A 14240-nucleotide genomic window follows, 5' to 3' on the forward strand; every position below is an offset into this window, starting at 1 on the left:
GAAATAGCCCGACCGCGATCACGTATCTGCGCACTCGCTCGGGAACACGGTCTGATCCGCGGCAGCGCAGGCCGGAACGGTCGGCGGGGGATCGGCGCGGTGGTGTAGGCCCGCGGGTTGCGGTCGCGGGTCAGCTCTTGGGTCGGCCGCCCTGAGCGAATCTACTTCGGACGGTAGGTCGCCGGCGGTGGCGTGGTCACCGATCATCTTCACGAGTTCGGGCACCATGTCCGTGCAGGTGATGAACTCCGATGTAAGCGCCCTGGTCACGCTGACCTGCCTCCGCAAGGGGTCAGGCAACAAAGCTGGTGCTGACTCCGGCGGACCCCGCAGAAAGATTCCGCGTCACCCACGAACGCTTCTGATGAGGCGGCCAGCGGTGTACTGCTGGTACACCCCTCAGCCGTGACTTCCTCGCCGCGTCCGATCGGGGTGTGCTGGCCGGGTGCTTTCACTGACCTCCGTACCCGAACAGCCCGTCGCCCGTCGCCGGTCCGCGCTCACCGCCGGGCTGATCGGCACGGTGATCTTCCTGACCGCGATCGCGCCGCTGGCCACCGACATGTACGTGCCGGCGTTCCCGCAGGTGGCCGATGAGCTGTCCGCCTCGGCGACGCAGGTGCAGCTGACCCTGACCACGTTCTTCGTCGGCATGGCCCTGGGGCAGTTGATCGGCGGTCCGGTGTCGGATCAGCGGGGCCGGCGCCGGCCGTTGCTCGTCGCTCTGGTGGTGATGACGGTTGCCTCGATCGTGTGCGCGCTGACCCCGTCGATCGGGGTCATGATGCTGGCGCGGCTGGTGCAGGGCTTCGCCGGCGGCTGGGCGATGGTGATCGGCCGGGCGATCATCGTGGACCTGGCCACCGGCGCCCGCCTCGTCCGGGTGCTGAACGTCGTCGCCGGCGTCGGTGGTGTCGCCCCGATCGCCGGACCGCTGCTCGGCGCGGTCATCCTGCAGCTCTCGCACTGGCGGGTGTCGTTCTGGACCGTCGCGGCGCTGAGCCTGGCGATGCTGGTCGCGGTCCTGGTCGCCGTCCCGGAGTCGCTGCCGCCGGACCAGCGGCACAGCGGCGGTCTGCGCGCCTTCGCAGTCGCCGGGCGCCAGGTGCTCACGAACCGTCGCTACGTCGGCTATCTGCTGGTCACCGGCTCGGCCATGGCGGCGTTGTTCGCGTACGTCGCCACGTCGGCGTTCGTGCTGCAGTCGATGAACGGGATGTCGCCGATCGCGTACTCGGCCGACTTCGCGGCCAATGCCGCCGGGATGACCGTCGCCGCGCTGGTCGCGGCCCGGCTGGCCGGCCGGGTCGCCACCCGCAAGGTCATCCTCGTCGGGCAGGTGGCCGCTCTCGCGGCCGGCGGCGCGATGCTCGCCGGCGCGATCTGGTTCGGTACCCCGCTGCTGCTCGCGGTCGGCTGCTTCTTCGTGCTGATGACCGCCCAGGGCCTGATGATCGCCAACGGCGGTGCACTGGCTTCGGCCGAGGTGCCGGAGCATCCGGGTACGGGCTCAGCGGTCCTCGGCTTCGTCCAGTGGGTCGCCGCCGGAACCATCGCCCCGATCGCCGGGCTCGGCGGCGAACACACCGCGGTGCCGATGGCGCTGCTCATGGTCGGCGGGGCTGTCCTGTCGATGGTCGGACTGCTCGTGCTGGCCCGGGGCGGGACAGAACCGGCGCCCACGCTGCGCTGATGGGCGTCAATGCGGAAAGCGAGCGAAAAGCAGCCTTCCGTGGGGTGTACCGACAGAGTATCCCTGCGGAATCGGAATGCTGCTTTGCTCGGAACCGACCTCGTACTCGATTCCGGTAGGGAGGCATCGTGTCCAGTGACATCTCGGCGACACCGCTGTCGCGGCGCACGTTCATCGCCACGACGACCGCCGTCGGCGGCGCGACAGCGGCCGCCGGCCTGCTGACCGACGCACCGGCCGGCGCCGCGCCGGCCCCGGGCGCACCCGCCCGGGCGGTGTCCCTGACGGTGAACGGCCGGCGGCACCGGGTCTCCGCCGACACCCGCACCTCGTTGCTCGATCTGCTGCGCGAGGACCTGGACCTGACCGGTACGAAGAAGGGCTGCGACCAGGGCGCGTGCGGGGCGTGCACGGTGCTGGTCGACGGGCGGCGGGTCAACAGCTGCCTCACTCTCGCCGTGCGTCTGGACGGGGCCGAAGTGACCACGATCGAGGGTCTGGCCGACGGCGACGACCTGACCCCGTTGCAGGAGGCGTTCATCGCCCACGACGCGTTCCAGTGCGGGTTCTGCACCCCGGGTCAGATCGTGTCCGGCACCGCCTGCATCCGTGAGGGCCACACCGGCTCGCCGGCGGAGATCCGCGAATGGATGAGCGGCAACATCTGCCGGTGCGGCTGTTATCCCAAAATCGTCAGGGCGGTCGAGCAGGCCGCCGGGAAGCGGTGAACCAGTGTTTCCCTTCGCCTACACCAGGGCCGCCGACACCCGGGCCGCGCTGGCGGCCGGTGCTCGGGGTGGCCGCTACATCGCCGGTGGCACGACCCTGGTCGACCTGATGCGCGAAACCGTCGAGCGGCCGGACGAGATCGTCGATATCGAGGCCCTGCCGTTGCGCACGATAGCCGCCACCGGCGGCGGCGGATTGCGCCTGGGCGCGCTGGTACGCATGGCCGACGCGGCCCGCCATCCCCTCGTACGTACCGCGTTCCCGGTGGTGTCGCAGGCCTTGGAGCTGAGCGCGTCACCGCAGCTGCGCAACATGGCCAGCCTCGGCGGCAATATCCTGCAACGCACCCGCTGCACCTACTTCCGCGACGTCTCGGCGGCGTGCAACAAACGCGAGCCCGGCTCCGGCTGTGCCGCCCGCGACGGCTGGAACCGCAGCCACGCGATCCTCGGCACGTCGCCGGCGTGCGTGGCCACCCACCCGTCGGATTTGGCTGTTGCCCTGACCGCCCTGGATGCCGTCGTCCACCTGCTCGGTCCCGCCGGAGCCCGCCAGGTAGCGATCGATGACTTCCTGCTCCAGCCCGGCGGCACTCCCCAGCGGGAACACGATCTGCACCCGGGCGAACTGGTCACCGCGATCGACATCCCGCCGCATCCCCGGCCCCTGACGTCGGGCTACCTCAAGGTCCGCGACCGGCAGTCGTACGAGTTCGCGCTCACCTCCGCCGCGGTGGCGCTGCACATCAGCGACGGGGTGATCCGATCGGCGAAGGTCGCCGCCGGGGGAGTGGGCACCGTGCCCTGGAGGCTGGCCGCGGTCGAACGCCGCCTGATCGGGCAGCGACCGTCCGCCGCGTTGTGGCCCAGTGCGGCGCGTCACGCCGCCGACGGCGCACAGCCGTTACGGCACAACGCTTTCAAGGTGGAGCTGCTGCAGCGCACCGTCGAACGTCAGCTGCGGATCGTGGGAGGAACCCGATGACTCAGCCCCGTATCGCTGTCGGTGCCGACAAACGACGAGTCGACGGCCGCCTCAAGGTGACGGGCGCGGCCCGCTACGCCGCCGACCACCTCATCGACGGCGTCCTGCACGCCGTCATGGTCGACGCCACCATCGGCCGGGGCCGCATCGCCGGCGTCGACACCACCGCCGCAGCCGCCCAAACGGGCGTGCAGGCGGTCATCAGCCACCTCAACGCGCCGCGGCTGCCGTACCGGGAGAACACCGGTTCGAACAACCCACCCGGACAGCGGCTGCGCGTCTTCCAGGACGACCGCGTCCACTTCTTCGGCCAGCCGGTCGCCGTCGTCGTCGCCACCACCCTGCAACAGGCCCAGCACGCCGCGAGTCTCGTGCAGGTCAGCTACGCCGCCGAGACACCATCGTTCGACCTGACCGGCGCACCGGCCAACGAGCCCACCACGTACGCCCGCGGCGACACCGGCCAGGCACTGCCCTCAGCGCCGGTCCGCCTGGACGTCACGTACCGGACCGCCCGCAACCACCACAACCCGATGGAGCCACACGCCACCATCGCCCGCTGGCAGGGCGATCAGCTCACCCTGTGGGACAAGACCCAGTGGGTCGGCGCCGGCACCGCCACCGAACTCGCCGCGGTGTTCGGTCTGCCGCTGGCCTCGGTGCGGGTGCTCTCGCCGTTCGTCGGCGGCGCGTTCGGCAGCGGTCTGCGCGCCTGGCCGCACGTGACGGTCGCCGCCCTCACCGCGCGGCAGACCGGCCGGCCGGTGAAGCTGGTGCTGACCCGCCGGCAGATGTACTTCGGCACCGGCTTCCGGCCCTCGTACGAGTACCGGCTGCGGGTCGGCGCGGACCGGCAGGGCCGGTTGCAGGCGATGAGCCACGACATCCGCGCCGAGACCTCCCGGTACGAGGCCTTCAGCGAGGGCATCCTGCCCGCCGGGCAGATGATGTACAGCCTGCCGCACGTCTCCCAGCACTATGCCTCCGTGCCCGTGGACGCCAACACGCCCATCTGGATGCGCGGCCCCGGCTACGCCACCGCGGTCCACGTCATCGAATCGGCCATGGACGAGCTCGCCCACCGGGTCGGCGTCGACCCGGTCGAGCTCCGCCACCGCAACGAACCGAGCCGGGACGAATCCACCGGGTTGCCGTTCTCGACCCGCCGGCTGCGCGAATGCCTGCAGACCGGCGCCCGTGAATTCGGGTGGCGCACTCGTCCCCGCGCGCCGCGGTCGACCCGCGACGGCGACTGGCTGATCGGCACCGGTATGGCCGCCGGTGTCTACGACACCGCCCGCGCCCCGGCGCAGAGCCGGGCGCGGCTGTCCGCCGACGGCACCGCGGTGGTCGAATCCGCCACCAGTGACATGGGCCCCGGCACCTACACGTCCATGACCCAGGTCGCCGCCGACGCGCTCGGCGTCGACATGGGCCGGGTCCGGTTCCGGCTGGGTGACTCCCTGATGCCGGCGACCCCGCCGCACGGCGGGTCGATGACCATGGCCAGCGTCGGCTCAGCGGTCCAGGACGCCTGCGACAAGGTACGCCGCCAAGCAGTCACCCTCGCCGTCCAGGATCCGCGGTCACCGCTGTACGGCGCCGACCCAGCCACCGTCGTCGTCCGCTCCGGACGGCTGTCCCTGCGCGACCGGCCCGCACGCGGTGAGACATACCGCCGGCTGCTCGACCGGAACGGGCGTGAGCACCTGGAGGCCGACGGCTCGTTCACCCTGCCGACCGGCGAGGCCCGGTTCTCGTTCTACGCCTACGCCGCCACCTTCGCCGAGGTGGCCGTGGACGCGCGCCTGGGCATCGTCCGGGTCCGCCGGCTGCTCGGGGTCTATGACGCCGGCCGGATCGTGAACCCGGTGCTCGCCGACAGCCAGGCCATCGGCGGCATGGTCGGCGGCATCGGCACGGCCCTGCTGGAACACACCGTCACCGACACGCGCGACGGCCGCATCGCCAACGCCAACCTCGCCGACTACCTCGTGCCGGTCAACGCCGACGTGCCGGACCTGCGCGCGATCTATCTGCACGGCGAGGACCGCGAGGCCGACCCGCTGGGCGTCAAGGGTCTCGGCGAGGTGGTCCACGTCGGGGTCGCCCCGGCGATCACCAACGCGGTCTTCCACGCCACGGGCAAGCGGATCCGGGAACTGCCCATCACCGCGGAGATGCTGCGGTAGTGCTGCACGAGGTGTGGTCCTTCGTGGATGCCGAGCGGCGCGCGGGCCGGCCGGTCGTGCTGGCCCGGCTGGTCGGCCGCGACGGCCCGGGCGCGCGGCCGCTGGGCGCCACCATGGCGGTCGCCGCCGGCGGCGCCTGGCGCGGTTCGCTGTCCGGCGGCTGCGTGGAGGGCATCGTGCTCGACGCAGCCGCCGCGGTGCTGGACGGCGCGCCCCCGCGTCTGGAGCTCGTCTCACCGGGTGAGCACCTGATGCCCTGGGAGGACGCCCCGGCCTGTGCCGGGCAGCTGCGCGTCCTCGTCACCCCGGTGCCGCCGGCCACGGTCTGTACGGCGATCACCGCCGCCCTCGCCCGCGACGAGCCACTGGCCGTACGGGTCGCGCTGCACCCGCCGTACCTCTGGTCGACCGCCGCGACCATCGATGAGCTGGACGGGACCGGCGCCTTCGTCGAGCAGCTGCCGCAGCGGCAGCGGCTGATCCTCGTCGGTGCAACCGACCTGGCCGCGACCCTCGCCGAGCTGGCCGGGCCGCTGCGCCGCAGGGTGATCATCATCGACCCGCGTCCCGGGCACCTCGGCTCCGGTGCGTTCCCCGCAGGAGCCGAGACAGTGCCGGCCTGGCCGGACGACTGGATGGTTAGGCACCCGCTGCGGGCATCGGACGCGGTGGTCGTGCTCAGCCACGACCCGCGCATCGACGACCGTGGCATCCGAGCCGCGCTTTCCGGCGGCGCCGGGCACATCGCGGCGCTGGGCAGCCGCGCCACCCACCGGCAACGACTGCGCCGCCTGGACGGCCTGCCCGGCCTGGAGCGGCTGGTGGCCCCGGCGGGCCTGGATCTGGGCGGCTCGTCGCCGGCTGACACCGCACTGTCGATCCTGGCGGGGATCGTCGCCACCGGGAACGGCCGCAGCGGCGGTCTGCTGCGCGACACCGATGCGCCGATTCGCGCCGTCCCGGCGCCGAACGTTCTCAAACCTGCCTGGCGTGCTCTGCCGGTACACCCATCAGCAGGAACTTCCCCGCGCGAGACCGATGCGGTCTGCTGAGACGACGAGAAAATACACCGAGGAGAAGATCATCATGCGTGGTGTTGTCATGCACGGCCCGGGCGATGTCCGGGTCGAGGACCGTCCGGACCCGCGGATCGAGCAGCCCACCGACGCGATCATCAAGGTGTCGGCGGCCTGCGTCTGCGGCTCCGACCTGTGGCCGTACCGGGGCATCGAGAAGCTCGACGGCGCGACCCCGATGGGCCACGAATACGTCGGCATCGTCGAGGAGGTCGGCAGCGAGGTCACCACGCTGCGGCCGGGCCAGTTCGTCGTCGGCTCGTTCTGGGCCTCCGACAACACGTGCGAGATCTGCCGGGCCGGCTACCAGTCCGGCTGTGTGCACCGGGTCCTGATGGGCACCGTCGGCACCCAGGCGCAGTACGCGCGGATCCCCCTGGCCGACGGCACTCTGGTCGCCACGCCCGAGGTGCCACCGGCCGACCTGATCCCCGGCTACCTGGCTGCCTCCGATGTGCTGGGCACCGGCTGGTTCGCCGCAGTAGCCGCCGAGGCCGGACCGGGCAAGACAGTCGCGGTCGTCGGTGACGGCGCCGTGGGCCTGCTCGCGGTGCTCGCCGCGAAGCAGCTCGGCGCCGAGCGGATCATCGCCATGAGCCGGCACGAGTCGCGGCAGAAGCTGGCCCGCGAGTTCGGGGCCACCGACATCGTCACCGAGCGCGGCGACGAGGGCATCGCCAGGATCAAGGAGATGACCGGTGGGCTCGGCGCCCACTCGGTCGTCGAGGCCGTCGGCACGCAGCAGTCGATGATGCAGGCCATCAACTCGGCCCGCCACGGCGGGCACGTCGGCTTCGTCGGCGTGACCCACGACGTCGCACTGCCGGGCCTGGAGCTGTTCGGCGCTCTGGTGCACCTGCACGGCGGACCCGCCCCGGTACGCCGGTTCCTGCCCGACCTGATGGAGCTGATCGGCGACCGCACCATCGACCCGGGCAAGGTCTTCGACCTGGACCTGCCCCTCGACCGGGCCGCCGAGGGCTACCGGGCCATGGACGAGCGCCACGCCGTCAAGACTCTGCTGCGCCCGTAAACGATGCGGCTGCTGCCTGCACGTTGAGAAAGGACCGAGACGTGCGTGTGACCCTCGGTATGAAACTGGCGGTGGCCCTGGCCGTCGCGTTGACGTCACTGCTTTGGATCGCGCCCGGGCCCGCCGATCCGCCGCATCCCGAATCCGCGATCGTGCTTGTCATCGAGCAACCGGCTCCGGTGGACGACCTCTGTCCACGGGTGTGACAGCTGCACTGAGCACGCCTGGGGCCTGTGTGGCAGCCCACCCGACAGATGGAGACGTCATGCCAGCCTCCCGCGCGGCCGTCTGCGCAGCGCTGTTGACCATCGCCGGACTGGCTGTTGCCGGCTGTGGCGACCCCGACCGGTCTGAGGACACCCGGGCGGGTGCATCAGCTACCGGACCGGCGACACCCCAGCCGAGTGGCACCGAGACCGCATCCCCTCAGGAGGAGCAGATGAAGATCAGCATCGCCATCGGCGGCGAGCGCTTCTCGGCCACGATCTTGGACAGTGCCGCGGGTCGTGATCTGGTCGCCCAGCTACCGCTGACCGTCGCGATGACCGATCACGGCTCGGTGGAGAAGACCGGCCCGCTGCCGTCACCGCTGTCGCTGGACGGTCAACCGGACGGTGCCGACCCCGACGTCGGCGATGTCGGCTACTACGCACCCGGCAACGATCTGGTCCTCTACTACGGCGATCAGTCGTACTACCCCGGCATCGTGATCATCGGTCACCTGGACGGCGACGCGGCCGGCCGGATCGCCGACATGGAAGGTGCCGTCACCGCGAACGTCGACGTCCAGGCCGGCTGAGGAAGGTCATCTCAGGTCAGCGGTTGGTGAGCCGCTCGTCGGAGGCCGGGGTCTGGTGAGTGGCGGCCCAGGAGGCGAGCAGGCGCAGGGCGTCCTCGGTGGGGGAGGCGGGCTGCGCGGCGTACAGGGTCATGGTGAGGCCGGGGTCGGCGCGCAGGTCCATGCTTTCGTAGGCGAGTTCGAGGTCGCCGACGGCGCGGTGGTGGAAGGTCTTGACGCCGGTCCCGTGAATGCGCACGTTGTGAGCGCCCCAGCGGCGGCGGAAGTCGTCGCTGCGGGTGGACAGCTCACCGACGAGGTCGTGCAGGCCCTTGTCGTGGGGGTCCTTGCCGGCTGCCGTGCGCAGGTTCGCGACGGTCATGTCGGCGGCGAGGTCGAAGTTGGGGTAGAAGCGGCGGGCCGCGTTGTCGAGAAAGGTGAACCGGGCGAAGTTCGGTGGCCGGTTGGGGTCGGCGTAGACGTCGCTGTACATGGCGCGGCCGAGGTGGTTGGCGGCGAGCAGGTCCTGGCGGTTGTCGACGACGATGGCCGGGCCGGTGGTGATGGTGTCCAGCGCCCATTGCAGGCTCGGCCGGATCTGTCCCGGCCGGCGCCGGCGCTGTGGGCGCAGGACGACGTTGCTGCCGTCGGCCTCGTGGGCCAGGCGCATCAGGTGGGCGCGTTCGGCGTCGTCGAGCCGCAGGGTGCGGGCGATCGCGTCGAGGACACCGGGGGAGACCCCGGCGAGAGTGCCGCGTTCGAGCTTGGCGTAGTACTCGACGCTCATCCCGGCCAGGGCCGCGACCTCGCTGCGGCGCAACCCGGGCACGCGCCGCTGCCCGGAGGAGGGCAGACCGGCCTGCTCGGGGCTGATCTTCGCGCGTCGCGTGGTGAGAAATTCGCGGACCTCGGCTCGGTTGTCCATGTCCCGACGGTACGACGAGCTCAATCGGGCTGGGATGCCCTGCCAGTACACCCATCGTCCGGGACCACCCGTGCCTCGCGTCAGCGTGCACCATGCAGTCGCACATCCCGTTCCGGACGCCTTGAGTGACGACGCGGCAGCCCTCATCGAGCCGCTGTCGGTGGGTATCTGGGCGAACCGGCGGGCGGGCGTCGGGATGGGTTCCCAGGTGCTGATCACCGGCGTCGGCCCGATCGGTGTGCTGGCGGCGCTGGTGGCGCGCGCTGCCGGCGCAGGCCGGGTCGGCATCGCGGACGTCGATCCCGCCCGGCTCGAGGTCGCGGGCCCGTTCGGCGTGGACGACGTCATCGCTCACAGATGGCTTGATGCCATCACGGATCCGCCCGTCATGCGTGATCAGCGGCCTGGCCGTATGGGATCACCCTGTTACAGCAGTTTCGGGCGCCGCGGGTGCCGGCTCCTGCGTGTACCGGGCGCTGAGCCGACGGTACGGCCGGCTGTTCAGCGCCACCACGGTGGCGATCAGACCGATCACCCCGGTCAGCACGAACACCAGCGCGAGCCCGCGGTCCGCCCCGGTGCCGAACCAGCCGCCGATCGTCCGGGCCCCGGCGCCGTCGGTCATGAACGGGATGACCACGAACTGGGCCACCGGCGCGATGAGGAACGCGGTCAGCGGGGACGCGGCCTGCTCCACGCTCTGCGCGAAGCCGAAGACCCGGCCCTGCCGCTCGTACGGCACCACCTTCTGCAGGATGGTCTGCTCGGCCGCCTCGGCGAACGGTACGGCCAGCATGTAGACGTACAGGCCGGCCGCCATCAGCCACACCGACGAACGCAGCGGGAACAGCAGCGTCACGGTCCACAGGGCGATGTTGACCAGCAGCAGCAACCGGACCGGGTTACGGCTCAGCCCGGTACGCGCGATGAGCAGCCCACCCACGATGAACCCGGTGCTCAGCACGCCCCACAACAGTCCCCACGCCTGCACCGAGACGAGGGACAGCCCGTACGCGTCCAGCAGCGCCATGAAAACGCCGCCGAGCAGGTTGTTGAACGCGGAGAACAGGATCAGCGCGGTCAGCCCGGGCACCTCGGCCACTACGCGGATCGTCCCGCGCAGGTCGACGCGGCGTTCCTCGCCGGCGGGCACCTCCACCGCCGGGGCGGGCACCGGCACCACCGCGAGGTGGACCAGGGCGAGGACCAGGACCACCAGGGCCGGCGCCAGCACCCAGAACATGCCGTCGATCCCGACCAGGATGCCGCTGATCACCGAGGTGACCAGGAACGAGGTACCCGACGTCGTGCCGACGAGCCCGTTGGCCCGGTCCCGGGCGTCCTCGTCGATCAGCACGGTCACCAGCGTCGGCAGCGCGATCGTACGGATGCTGCCGGCGATGACACCCACCATGAGCAGCAGGACGAACGCCCACAGCGGCACGCTGCCCGCATCGGTGAACGAGGCCGGGGGCGTGACGAGGTACAGGGTGAACGCGGCCGCGTACAGCAGGAGCGAGACGGCCGCGGAGATCTGCATCATCGTCTTCTTCGCGTGGTGGTCGACCAGGCTGCCGAACCAGATGCCGGTCAGCGCGGTGAGCACGAGGAACACGGCGGCGACCAGGCCCGTGGCGAAGACCGAGCGGGTCTGCAGGTACACCCAGAAGGTCACCGCGAACCAGACGGTGTAGTTCACCACCGACACCAGCAGCGTGCTCACCAGCAGGTGGAAAAACGTGCGGCGGTGGCCCGTGATCGCGGTCATGGCCCGACGGTAGAACGTCGAGCGGGGTTCATGTCCAGTCATTTGCCGCCGGTACCGGCGACACCGCACAGCCGCAGCCGGCCGGCAGGGCCGGGTCGAAGTCCCGGGTGCGTTGGCCGCGCCGGATGACTCGTTCGAGGTGCGCGGTGCCGGCCAGGTGCGTGGCTTTGCTGCCGGGTGGGGTACGGGCCAGGACCGTGCACGCCACCCGGGACGAGCGCGCCCCGCTGACGCGGCGCTACCTGGACGTCGTTCTGACGGGCATCCGGACCGCCCGGCCTGGAAGAATCACGGCATGAAGGCCATCGTGTACGGCACCACCGGCGATCCCGACGTTCTTCAGCTCGCCGAGCGCGACCTGCCCACCCCCGGCCCGGGCGAGGTACGCGTCCGCGTCACCGTGTCCGGGGTGAACCCCACCGACTGGAAGACCCGCTCGGGCGCCACCAACTCCCTGCAGTTTCCCGAGGTCACGCCGCATCTGGACGGCGCCGGAGTGATCGAGGCGGTCGGCGCGGGCGTCGACCAGGGCCGGGTCGGGCAGCGGGTCTGGCTCTACATGGCCACGGCCGGGCGCCCGACCGGCACCGCCGCCGAGTTCACCGTCGTCCCCTCCGCCCAGGCCGTGCCGCTGCCCGACGCGGTCGGGTTCGACGTCGGCGCCTCGCTCGGCGTACCGGCTCTCACCGCGCACCGGGCGCTGACCGTCGCCGAGGACGGGCCGCGGCGCCTGCGGCCCGGAGCGCTCGACGGCAAGGTCGTGCTCGCCGCGGGCGGGGCCGGTGCGGTCGGGCACGCGGTCATCCAGCTCGCCCGGTGGGCCGGCGCCACCGTCATCAGCACGATCAGCGGGCCGGAGAAGGCCCGGCTGGCCACCGCCGCCGGCGCCCACCACGTGATCAACTACCGCGAGGGTGATCCGGCCGCGCGCATCCGGGAGATCGCCCCGGACGGCGTCGACATCATCGCCGAGGTCGCGCTGGGCGCGAACCTCGCCCTGGACCTGGCCGTGCTGCGCACCCGGGGCACGATATCGACGTACGCCAACGACGGCGGCAAGCCGGTGGAGCTGGACGTACGGCAGAACATGATGCTGAACACGCGCTTCCAGTTCCTCGTGCTCTACACGGTGGGACCGGAGGCGCTCGCGGCAGCCGCCGAGGACGTCGCGGCGGCCGTGGGTGACGGCGTCCTGCCGGTCGGGGAGGAGCACGGCCTGCCACTGGTCCGCTTCCCGCTGGAGCGCACCGCCGACGCGCACCGGGCGGTGGAGCAGGGCACGGTCGGCAAGGTCCTGGTCGACGTCGCGTCCTGACGGCCGATGCCCGCACTCATCGAGGTCGTGACGGACATCCAGGCGACAGCCGGGGTGGTCTTCGCGCTGGAACTGGACATGGACGTCCACGCCGCTTCCCTGGCCGGGAGCCGGGAGACGGCTACGACGAGCACCGGCAGGCGGGAAGTCCGGCTCGGGGACGAGGTCACGTTCCGCGCGCGTCACTTCGGCATCGTCTGGTCCATGACCAGCCGCATCACCGCCCATGAGCCTCCGCGTCGGTTCGTCGACGAGCAGGTCCGCGGGCCGTTCCGCGCTCTCGTCCACGAACACGTCTTCGAGGACCTCGGTGGCGGGCGGACACAGATGATCGACCGCATGACGATCACCGCGCCGTTCGGTCCGCTCGGTGCTCTGGTGACCCGAGTGGTGCTCTCGCCGTATCTGCGACGGCTGCTCGAGCAGCGCGCGGCCCACATCAAGCAGCTCGCCGAGCATCAGGAGGAACGGGACAGTGCCTGACGACAGCATGCAGCACCGGATCGGCGAGGTCACTCTCACCGTGCTCGGGCCGGACCGACGGCCGCTGACCGACCGGGTCGTCACCGTGGCCCAGCAGCGACACGCGTTCCCGTTCGGCAACATCGGTTTCGACTTCGTGAGCCTCGTCGGTGGTCCACCGCCCGACGCGGCCGGCCCGGCCTTCGGCGGCGCGACGGCCCTGAACCTGGACCGGCTGGGCGACCTGTGGCTCAACCTGTTCAACACCGCGACCCTGCCGTTCTACTGGGGACCCTACGAGCCGCGGCCGGGCACGACCGACATCGAACGGCTCACGCGAACCGCACGCTGGCTCGCCGACCGCGGCGTCACCGTCAAGGGTCACCCGCTGGTCTGGCACACGGTGCAGCCGCCGTGGCTGCTCGACCTCGACCTCGACGAGGTGGAACGGCTGCAGCGCAACCGGATCCGCGAGCTCGTCGGTGGATTCGCCGGCGTGATCGACGTCTGGGACGCCATCAACGAGGCCGTGATCATGCCGGTCTTCGCGAACGGGGACAACGCCATCACCCGGCTCGCCCGGTCCCGGGGCCGCATCGCCATGGTGCGGATGGCGTTCGAGGAGGCCCGCGCGGCCCATCCGGCGGTCACCCTGGTGCTCAACGACTTCGACCTCAGTTCGGCGTACGAGTGCCTGATCGAAGGGGTGCTCGAAGCCGGCATCCGGATCGACGCGATCGGGTTGCAGACCCACATGCACCAGGGGTACCGCGGTGAGGAGTACATGCGGGGCATGCTCGACCGGTTCGCCCGCTACGGCCTGCCGTTGCACCTGACCGAGAGCACCCTGGTGTCCGGGCACCTGATGCCGCCCGAGATCGTGGATCTCAACGACTACCAGATCCCGGACTGGCCGACGACGCCCGAGGGGGAGGCCCGCCAGGCCGACGAGATCGTCCGGCACTACCGGTCGCTGATGGCCCACCCCGCCGTCGCATCGATCAACTACTGGGGGCTCACCGACGACGGCGCCTGGCTGGGCGCGCCGGTCGGGCTGGTGCGCGCGGACGGCAGCCGTAAGCCCTCGTACGACGCGCTGAAGGATCTCATCAAGGGACAGTGGTGGCTGCCACCGACCGAGATGCGAACCGGCTCCGACGGCACAGTCGTGGTACGCGGCCTCTACGGCGACTACACGGTGTCCAGAACCCCGTTCACCGTCCGTCCCGGCCAGACCGCCGCGTCAGTGCAGATCGCGGAATAGTTCCCTGGCGGGCGTTTGCCA

General features: G+C 71.2%; 13 protein-coding genes. 11 read left to right on the top strand and 2 right to left on the bottom strand.

The features are described from left to right. Positions 1 to 445 precede the first annotated feature (445 nt). From ACQP2Y_RS15050 to ACQP2Y_RS15085, 8 genes are all read left to right on the top strand, one after another. Positions 446 to 1693, top strand: coding sequence for a multidrug effflux MFS transporter (locus ACQP2Y_RS15050; RefSeq protein WP_433728483.1), 1248 nt, complete (start codon positions 446 to 448; stop codon positions 1691 to 1693). A gap of 275 nt (positions 1694 to 1968) precedes the next feature. Then, entirely contained in the window at positions 1969 to 2421 is a 453-nt protein-coding gene (locus ACQP2Y_RS15055) for a (2Fe-2S)-binding protein (RefSeq protein WP_433731955.1), read from the top strand. A 4-nt stretch (positions 2422 to 2425) separates the two neighbouring features. Continuing rightward, on the top strand, positions 2426 to 3406 hold the full coding sequence (locus ACQP2Y_RS15060; RefSeq protein ID WP_433728485.1) for an FAD binding domain-containing protein: 981 nt from the start codon (positions 2426 to 2428) through the stop codon (positions 3404 to 3406). Then, positions 3403 to 5598, top strand: a complete 2196-nt coding sequence (locus ACQP2Y_RS15065) for a xanthine dehydrogenase family protein molybdopterin-binding subunit (RefSeq protein WP_433728487.1) — start codon at positions 3403 to 3405, stop codon at positions 5596 to 5598. The genes ACQP2Y_RS15060 and ACQP2Y_RS15065 overlap by 4 nt, the downstream gene beginning before the upstream one ends. Next, positions 5598 to 6650, top strand: coding sequence for an XdhC family protein (locus tag ACQP2Y_RS15070; RefSeq protein WP_433728489.1), 1053 nt, complete (start codon positions 5598 to 5600; stop codon positions 6648 to 6650). The genes ACQP2Y_RS15065 and ACQP2Y_RS15070 overlap by 1 nt, the downstream gene beginning before the upstream one ends. Positions 6651 to 6684: 34 nt before the next feature. Next, positions 6685 to 7707, top strand: coding sequence for a zinc-dependent alcohol dehydrogenase family protein (locus tag ACQP2Y_RS15075; RefSeq protein ID WP_433728491.1), 1023 nt, complete (start codon positions 6685 to 6687; stop codon positions 7705 to 7707). Positions 7708 to 7748: 41 nt separating this feature from the next. Next, entirely contained in the window at positions 7749 to 7913 is a 165-nt protein-coding gene (locus ACQP2Y_RS15080; protein WP_433728493.1) for a hypothetical protein, read from the top strand. 233 nt (positions 7914 to 8146) lie between these two features. Beyond that, the gene (locus ACQP2Y_RS15085; RefSeq protein WP_433728494.1) at positions 8147 to 8506 is read left to right on the top strand and encodes a cyclophilin-like fold protein; all 360 of its coding nucleotides are present in this window, start codon (positions 8147 to 8149) and stop codon (positions 8504 to 8506) included. 16 nt (positions 8507 to 8522) lie between these two features. Here the strand turns inward: ACQP2Y_RS15085 and ACQP2Y_RS15090 are convergent, their stop codons facing one another. Further along, the gene (locus ACQP2Y_RS15090; protein ID WP_433728496.1) at positions 8523 to 9410 is read right to left on the bottom strand and encodes a helix-turn-helix transcriptional regulator; all 888 of its coding nucleotides are present in this window, start codon (positions 9408 to 9410) and stop codon (positions 8523 to 8525) included. A gap of 418 nt (positions 9411 to 9828) precedes the next feature. Further along, positions 9829 to 11178: an MFS transporter gene (locus ACQP2Y_RS15095; protein ID WP_433728498.1), complete on the bottom strand. Its 1350-nt coding sequence runs from the start codon at positions 11176 to 11178 to the stop codon at positions 9829 to 9831. Between the two features lie 295 nt (positions 11179 to 11473). Between ACQP2Y_RS15095 and ACQP2Y_RS15100 the strand changes: the two genes are divergently transcribed. The 3 genes from ACQP2Y_RS15100 to ACQP2Y_RS15110 are packed head-to-tail and all read left to right on the top strand — an operon-like array spanning position 11474 to position 14219. Further along, positions 11474 to 12493 (top strand): NADPH:quinone reductase, encoded by a 1020-nt coding sequence (locus tag ACQP2Y_RS15100; RefSeq protein ID WP_433728500.1) that lies wholly within the window; start codon positions 11474 to 11476, stop codon positions 12491 to 12493. Between the two features lie 6 nt (positions 12494 to 12499). Then, entirely contained in the window at positions 12500 to 12976 is a 477-nt protein-coding gene (locus ACQP2Y_RS15105; RefSeq protein WP_433728502.1) for an SRPBCC family protein, read from the top strand. Continuing rightward, positions 12969 to 14219 (top strand): endo-1,4-beta-xylanase, encoded by a 1251-nt coding sequence (locus tag ACQP2Y_RS15110; RefSeq protein ID WP_433728504.1) that lies wholly within the window; start codon positions 12969 to 12971, stop codon positions 14217 to 14219. The genes ACQP2Y_RS15105 and ACQP2Y_RS15110 overlap by 8 nt, the downstream gene beginning before the upstream one ends. The last annotated feature ends 21 nt before the right edge of the window (positions 14220 to 14240 follow it).

The organism is Actinoplanes sp. CA-051413, assembly GCF_050955795.1.
GTDB lineage: Bacteria > Actinomycetota > Actinomycetes > Mycobacteriales > Micromonosporaceae > Actinoplanes.

Coding starts and splice junctions, on each gene's coding strand:
- ACQP2Y_RS15065 (WP_433728487.1), top strand. CDS start 3,403: ATGACTCAGCCCCGTATCGCTGTCGGTGCCGACAAACGACGAGTCGAC.
- ACQP2Y_RS15075 (WP_433728491.1), top strand. CDS start 6,685: ATGCGTGGTGTTGTCATGCACGGCCCGGGCGATGTCCGGGTCGAGGAC.
- ACQP2Y_RS15085 (WP_433728494.1), top strand. CDS start 8,147: ATGAAGATCAGCATCGCCATCGGCGGCGAGCGCTTCTCGGCCACGATC.
- ACQP2Y_RS15090 (WP_433728496.1), bottom strand. CDS start 9,410: ATGGACAACCGAGCCGAGGTCCGCGAATTTCTCACCACGCGACGCGCG.
- ACQP2Y_RS15095 (WP_433728498.1), bottom strand. CDS start 11,178: ATGACCGCGATCACGGGCCACCGCCGCACGTTTTTCCACCTGCTGGTG.
- ACQP2Y_RS15100 (WP_433728500.1), top strand. CDS start 11,474: ATGAAGGCCATCGTGTACGGCACCACCGGCGATCCCGACGTTCTTCAG.
- ACQP2Y_RS15105 (WP_433728502.1), top strand. CDS start 12,500: ATGCCCGCACTCATCGAGGTCGTGACGGACATCCAGGCGACAGCCGGG.